The organism is Meridianimarinicoccus roseus (genome assembly GCF_003172915.1).
In the GTDB taxonomy this organism is placed as follows: Bacteria; Pseudomonadota; Alphaproteobacteria; order Rhodobacterales; family Rhodobacteraceae; genus Meridianimarinicoccus; species Meridianimarinicoccus roseus.
In genome coordinates, this window is sequence record NZ_QGKU01000002.1 from 50,246 (window position 1) to 57,229 (window position 6,984).

Consider the following 6,984-nt stretch of genomic DNA (forward strand, 5'->3'; position numbering starts at 1 on the left):
GCGTTTCGAGGTGTATGGCCCATGCCGGGCGCGCGCATGGCGGGTGTCATGCCCACGCCGAACACGGGTCATCTGGCCGCCGGATCCGGCGCATCACTGGTCCGGGGGCGGCGTTATGGTTAGGGTGGAGGCCGCGTACCAGTCGGCATAGGCGCGGATCTCGGCATCGGTCAGGTCGGCCGCGATGGCAGACATGATTTCGTGCTCGCGCTTGCCGGACCGGAAGGCTTTCAGCTGGGTATCGATGTAGATGTTGGTTTCCGCCGCGAGGTTCGGCGCTGTTTCCAGTTCCGAAATTCCGTCCGCGCCGTGGCAGCTCACGCACATCTCGGGCGCTGCGGCGGGATCTGCCCCTGCAGGCAGGCTGGCCGAGGCGCTGTGCGCCGAATACCAGGCCGCCACGTCAACGATCTGCTGCGGCGACAGCCCGCTGGCCACCACGGTCATCATCTCGTGTTCCCGGCGTCCGGTCTTGAACGCGGTGAGTTGCTCCACGAGGTAAGATTGCGGCTCGCCCCCGATATGGGGTGCGATCGGCACCTTGGCGTATCCGTCAAGCCCATGGCAGGTCCGGCACATGCCGGCCACCTTGCGCCCTTCTGCAAGATCCTGCGCCGGTGCGGCACCGGCGAGCATGAGCCCGCCGAGTGCCAGTGTCAAAGCCCTGCGCATCAGCCTTCGTACCAGATGCGGTAGATCGCGCCGGCAAGGTCATCCGACACCAGGATGGACCCGTCACGCAGCTGGACCACGTCCACCGGACGGCCAAGGTATTCGCCGTTCTCGTCGATCCAGCCTTCGGCGAAGGGCTCCGTCCGGGCGTTGCCTTCGTCGTCGATGAAGGTGACCATGACGCGCGCGCCGACCGGCGTGGTGCGGTTCCACGACCCGTGCTGGGCCGAGAAGATCGCATTCTTGTACATGTCGGGGAACATGTTGCCGGTGTAGAAATGCATCCCCAGGTCCGCCGCATGGGCCACGGTCTCGACCGCGGGCATCACCACGTCCACCGGGACTTCCTGACCGGCGTATTCGTTGGTGCGCACGCTGCCGCCGCCATACCAGGGATGCCCGAAATGCTGGCCCGCGGCGGTCTGACGGTTGATCTCGCCAGGCGGGATGTCGTCGCCCATCCCGTCGACCTGGTTGTCGGTCCACCACAGCTCGCCCGTTTCGGGGTGGAAGTCATGGCCCACGGAATTGCGCACGCCGTAGGTGTAGACCTCGCGCCCGCTGCCATCGAGGTTCATGCGGATGATCCCGCCGATTCCCCATTCTTTGTAAAGGTCGAGCTTTTCTTCAGGCGCCACGTTGAACGGCTGGCCAAGCGAGATGTAGATCTTGCCGTCCGGCCCGATGTCGCAGACCCGTGCGGAGTGGTTGAAGCTTTCCTCGGACGGCGGGATCAGATCACCCTGCGCCACGAGGTTGAAGGCCGCCACGTCCGGGCTTTCATAAAAGAACTCGGCCGCCGGGAACAGCAGGACGCGGTTCTGTTCGGCGATGTAAAGGAAGCCGTCGTCGCTGAAGCACGGCCCGTTCGGGATCGCGAAAGTCAGCGACGGGGCGAAATCCTTCACCTCATCAGCGACGCGGTCCTTGTTGCGGTCGGTCACGGCCCAGACCTTGTCCTTCCGGGTACCCACGAAGGTAACCACGCCCTGCGGGCCGACCGCCATGTGGCGCGCGTCGGGCACGATGGCGTAAAGGCCGATCTTGAAGCCATCGGGCAGGGTGATACGCTCCAGCGTACGCTTGATGCCCTCGGCAAAGTCGCCGCCCTGTTCGATATAGGTGAACTCGGTCACCCCGGTGGACTGGAAGTTGGACAGTTTCTCCAGGTTGTCCGGCACATCCACACCCTGTGCGAACACCTGTCCTGCGGTCAGCGCCAGAACGGCCGCCGACGTCATAAAACGAGTCATAGAATTTCCTCCCTAACATGCGGAACCCGTGCCCCGCACTTGGCTGTAAGCGGGTCCGGTTCATTGCCGACCGGACTTGCGCCGACTTCATCGTTAGCACAGGAATTCTGGATTTGGTAATATTTTTTGACCCATCCGATAGTCGTAAGTCTTTGGTAAATCGGGATTACATTTTTTCCGTGCGCCCGCGGGGCGCAAGCCGGTACAAGCATCGCGGCGCGGCGGGCAGCGCGTTGAAAGAGCGCCGTTTTCCGCCGTCGCGCCCAAAAACAAGGCGGCCCGCCGCAAAGGACGGGCCGCGTTGCAGGCCTTAAAATCCGGCAATTCCGTGCGGGTGGCCATGGCCCGCCGCAGCCGGATCAGTCTTCCATCGCTTCCAGTTCGTCGATCAGCCGCGAAATCATCGAAAGCCCCTTGTCCCAGAACGCGGGATCGGTTGCATCCAGTCCGAACGGGGCCAGCAGTTCTGTGTGGTGCTTGGACCCGCCTGCCTTGAGCATGTCGAAATACTTGTCCTGAAATCCCGCACCGCTTTCCTCGTAGACGGCATAAAGCGCATTCACGAGACCGTCACCGAACGCGTAGGCGTAGACGTAAAAGGGCGAGTGCACGAAGTGCGGCACATAAGCCCAGAAGGTTTCATACCCGTCCATGAAGCTGAACGCATCGCCGAGGCTCTCAGCCTGCACGCTCATCCACAGCGCGTTGATGTCGTCGGGGGTCAACTCGCCTTCGCGGCGGGCGGCGTGCAACTTGCATTCGAAGTCGTAGAACGCGATCTGCCGCACCACGGTATTGATCATGTCCTCGACCTTGCCCGCCAACAGCACCTTGCGCTGCGCGTCGTCCTTCGCGTTGGCCAGCAGTTTGCGGAAGGTCAGCATCTCGCCGAACACGCTGGCGGTCTCGGCCAACGTCAGCGGAGTGGAGGACAGAAGTTCGCCCTGGTCCGCCGCCAGCACCTGGTGCACGCCGTGGCCCAGTTCATGCGCAAGCGTCATCACGTCCCGCGGTTTGCCGAGGTAATTCAGCATCACGTAGGGGTGGACGTTGGTGACGGTCGGATGCGCGAAGGCGCCTGGCGCCTTGCCCGGCTTCACGCCCGCATCGATCCAGCCCCGCTCGAAGAAAGGCTGCGCGATCTCGGCCATGCGCGGGTCGAAATCGGCATAGGCGTCCATCACCATCGCGCGGGCGCGGTCCCATGTGACGGTGGTTTCGTCTTCCATCGGCAGGGGGGCGTTGCGGTCCCAGACCTCGAGCGTGTCAAGCCCCAGCCACTTCCGCTTGAGCCGATAATATCGGTGCGAGAGTTTGGGATAAGCGGCCACGACCGCGTCGCGCAGCGCCTGCACGACCTCGGGTTCGACATGGTTGGCAAGGTGCCGCCCGGTCTGCGGCGTAGGCATGTTGCGCCAGCGGTCCTCAATCTCTTTTTCCTTGGCGAGCGTGTTGTGTACCCGCGCGAACAGGCGCACGTTTTCCCCGAAGACGCGCGCCAGTTCGTGCCCGGCGGCCTCGCGCTTGGCGCGGTCCCGGTCGGTCAGCAGGTTCAACGTGCCCTCGAGGTTCAACGGTTCGTCATCCACGACGAACTCCAAGTCCGCTATGGTTTCGTCGAACAGACGGTTCCACGCGGCGGCGCCGACCGCTGACTGGTCGTGCAAGAACTTTTCCAATTCGTCCGACAACTGGTGCGGCTTCATTGCCCGCAGCCGGTCGAACACGGGCCGGTAACGGCAAAGCTCCGCGTTCTCGTCCAGCATCGCGGCAAGCCGCGCGTCGTCGATCCGGTTCAGTTCCAGCGACCAGAACACAAGCTGACTGGTCATCACCGTGATCCGGTCCTGCATGTCGGCCATGAACTTGGCGCGCTCCGCATCGACCGTGTTCTGGTAATAACGCAGGCCCGCGAAGGACATGATGCGTCCCGCGACCTGGCTCAGCGCCTCGTCGCGCCGCACCGCTTCCAGCAGGCCCGCGGCATCGAGCGTGTCCAGCTTTCCCTCGTATTCGGCGGCGAATGACGTGCAGGCCTCTTCAAGCCACGCGAGGTCGCGTTCCAGTTCGGCGCTGTCCGGCGCGGGGTAAAGATCGCTGAGGTCCCATTCCGGCAGGTCGCCGAAGCGCTTGTCTGCCCCGGCGGCATTGGCATCGTGAACAGGTGTCGGATAATCGCGCATGGAACCCTCGTTGATTGTGCTGCCCAAGACATAGGGCGCGGCGGCACCTGACCGCAAGGCGTGGGCGGGAAATCAGCCCGTCGGCAGCAGTCCACGCAGGTCCGCGAGCGTGTTGGCGTCAGCAGCCGACTTGTCGTGGCGCCACCGGGCCATACGCGGAAAGCGCAGCGCGATGCCGGACTTGTGGCGGCGGCTTTCCTGGATTCCCTCGAAAGCGATCTCGAACACCAGTTCGGGCGTTACGCGCCGCACTGGCCCGAAACGTTCCAGGGTGTTGCGCCGCACCCAGGCCGTGATCTTGCCGAACTCCGCATCGGTCAGCCCCGAATAGGCCTTGGTGAAGGGCACCAACGCGCCATGCTCATCCCAGACCGCGAAGGTGTAATCGGTGTAGAGGTTCGCGCGCCGTCCGTGGCCCGCCTGCGCATAGATCATCACCGCGTCCACAGTCATCGGGTCGAGTTTCCATTTCCACCAGTCGCCCTTGCGCCGTCCGTCGAGGTAAGGCGCGTCCCGCCGCTTCAGCATCAGTCCCTCTGCCTGCACACTGCGCGCCCCCGCACGCGTTGCGGCCAGCGCATCCCAGTCGTCGAAGCCGATCCGCCGCGACAGGCGTAACGGCACGTCGTCGGGCAGGGGGGCGACCAACCCTTCGAGCGCCGCGCGACGTTCCTCCAGCGGGCGCGCGCGGATGTCCTGCCCGCCATGTTCCAGCAGATCGTAAGCAAGCAGGATCACTGGCGCGTCGCGCAGCAGCGACTTCGGCACCGTCTTGCGGCCAAGCCGTTTCTGCAGCGCTGCGAATGGCAGCGGCGCGCCGTTCTTCCAGGCCAGCAATTCGCCGTCCAGCACCGTGCCGTCCGGCACATGATCGAGGCTCGCGGCAAGCTCGGGAAAGCGGTCGGTCACCAGGTCCTCGCCGCGCGACCACAGATGCCAGTCGCCGCCGCGTCGGATCAACTGGCCGCGGATGCCGTCCCATTTGTATTCCGCGAGCCAGTCGCCCGGCGGGCCAAGCGTCTCGGGGCCGCCTTCGATCTGGTAGGCCAGGTAGAACGGGTAGGGGCGTGCATCCTGCTCTCCGGCGTCGGGCTGCGTGACCAGCGCGGTGAAACTGGTGTCGTGCGGCGTCCAGTTGCCCATCAGCCGATGCGCAAGATCAGCCTCGTCGATCCCGGTCGCCCGCGACAGAGCTCGCGTCATCAACTTGCGCGACACGCCCATACGGAAGCCGCCGGTGATCAGTTTGTTGAACACCAACCGCGCGTCGCCGGGCAGATCGTCCCAGTAACGCAGAACCGCGGCGCGCTTCGTGTCCTCGTCGGCTGCGGCCAGCGCCGACAGATCATCCATCACCTCTGCAAGCGGCGGCGCGGCGGTGCCGCGGCCCGGCGGCAGCAGCAGCGCGATCGTCTCGGCAAGATCTCCGACCACGGCATAGCTGTCCTCCAGAAGCCACAGCGGCACCTGCGCTTGCGCCGCCGCCCAGTCCCGCAGCCGCGCCGTGCCGATCAGCCGCTTTGGCCTGCGCCCGGACAGCAGCGCGATGGTCCACAGCTTGTCGCGTTCCGGCGCAGTGTCGAAATAGTCCGCAAGCGCGGCGACCTTGGCACTGGTGCGCGTGGTCTGGTCGAGGCTGCGAAAGAGTTTGGCAAAGGCGCGCATGGAAAAGAAACTCCCGGCGGGAAAGTTAGCGCGCGCATTGGCTTGCGGCCAGAGCTTCAGGTGGTGAACATTCCAACGCAGTTATTAATATTTACATAACTCAGATTCCCAGTTATAAATTGTGTAAGCGGGCACATTCTAAACTGGGTTGCGACAATTCCCCTATCTTGCTGAAAAGCAAGGAGAGCGGACATGGCCCACACAGAGCTGGATTTGCCTGAAAGACGCACGATCGAGGACATGTTGAATGCGAAGGTGCCGGTGAGCAAGATCGCTGTTAAGATCGGCAGGCATCGCTCAACCGTCTATCGCGAGATCAAGCGCAACTATTTTGAAGACCACGAGCTGCTGTATCTGAGCGGTTACTACGGTGTGAATGCTCAGCGTTCGGCCGAAGCGAGACGCGCACGGCGACGCAAACTGCTCCGCCTGTCCGCTCTGCGAGAAGCGGTGATCGGCCGCCTCAAGGAAGGCTGGCCTCCGGAGCAGATCGCGGGTCGCCTTTGGTTCGAAGGCCAGCCGATCCGCATCAGTCACGAGACCATCTACGCTCATGTCTACAGTCGTGAGGGCCAATCTGACGCGCTGGCGCGGTATCTGCCCAGCCGCCGCAAGAAACGCAGACCGCGATACGCCAGACGGCCACGGGGCCTTGTGTTTCCGCCGGATCGTTCCATCCATGAGCGCCCAGAATACGTGAACACGCGTGAGACATTTGGCGATTGGGAGGGCGATTTGATGATCTTCGAGCGCGCCCAAGGCACAATGAACGTCGCCTCACTGGTCGAGCGCAAGACCCGCTTCGCCGTCCTGTTCCGCAACGATGATCGCAGCACGACGCATCTGATGAACCGGCTGATGGATGTCATGGCACCCGTGCCCCAGTCCGCACGCCGTTCGATCACGTTTGACAGAGGCATCGAGTTCCGGAACTGGCGCAAGCTGAAGCCGGGGATGGGCACCGAGGCCTGGTTCTGCGATCCGCAGGCGCCCTGGCAGAAGGGATCGGTCGAGAACCTGAACCAACGTGCGCGCAGATACCTGCCGCGCGACACGCAAGTGGCGGCGCTCTCAAATCGCAACATGAAGGCGATTTGCGACCGCCTGAACGGCACTCCCAGAAAGTGTCTGGGATGGCGAACGCCGACCGAAGCCTTCAGAGAAGAAATGATGAAACTGAGATAGCGGAAACCGTCGCAACGACCCTTGAG

5 protein-coding genes are annotated in these 6,984 nt (G+C 63.6%); 1 reads left to right on the forward strand and 4 read right to left on the reverse strand.

Going from position 1 to position 6,984, the window contains the following annotated elements; all coding sequences use genetic code 11:
• Positions 1–93: 93 nt before the first annotated feature.
• From DKT77_RS00310 to DKT77_RS00325, 4 genes are all read right to left on the reverse strand, one after another.
• A complete protein-coding gene (locus DKT77_RS00310; protein ID WP_109809744.1) occupies positions 94–672 on the reverse strand; it encodes a c-type cytochrome in 579 nt (192 codons plus the stop codon).
• Positions 672–1,925: a PQQ-dependent sugar dehydrogenase gene (locus DKT77_RS00315; RefSeq protein WP_109809745.1), complete on the reverse strand. Its 1,254-nt coding sequence runs from the start codon at positions 1,923–1,925 to the stop codon at positions 672–674. The genes DKT77_RS00310 and DKT77_RS00315 overlap by 1 nt, the downstream gene beginning before the upstream one ends.
• A 359-nt stretch (positions 1,926–2,284) precedes the next feature.
• Positions 2,285–4,108 (reverse strand): M3 family oligoendopeptidase, encoded by a 1,824-nt coding sequence (locus DKT77_RS00320; protein ID WP_109809746.1) that lies wholly within the window; start codon positions 4,106–4,108, stop codon positions 2,285–2,287.
• Between the two features lie 72 nt (positions 4,109–4,180).
• Complete coding sequence (locus tag DKT77_RS00325; protein ID WP_109809747.1) at positions 4,181–5,773, reverse strand: ATP-dependent DNA ligase; 1,593 nt, start codon at positions 5,771–5,773, stop codon at positions 4,181–4,183.
• 192 nt (positions 5,774–5,965) lie between these two features.
• Here DKT77_RS00325 and DKT77_RS00330 point away from each other — a divergent pair, with 192 nt between their 5' ends.
• The gene (locus DKT77_RS00330) at positions 5,966–6,958 is read left to right on the forward strand and encodes an IS30 family transposase (RefSeq protein WP_109809748.1); all 993 of its coding nucleotides are present in this window, start codon (positions 5,966–5,968) and stop codon (positions 6,956–6,958) included.
• Positions 6,959–6,984 lie beyond the last annotated feature (26 nt).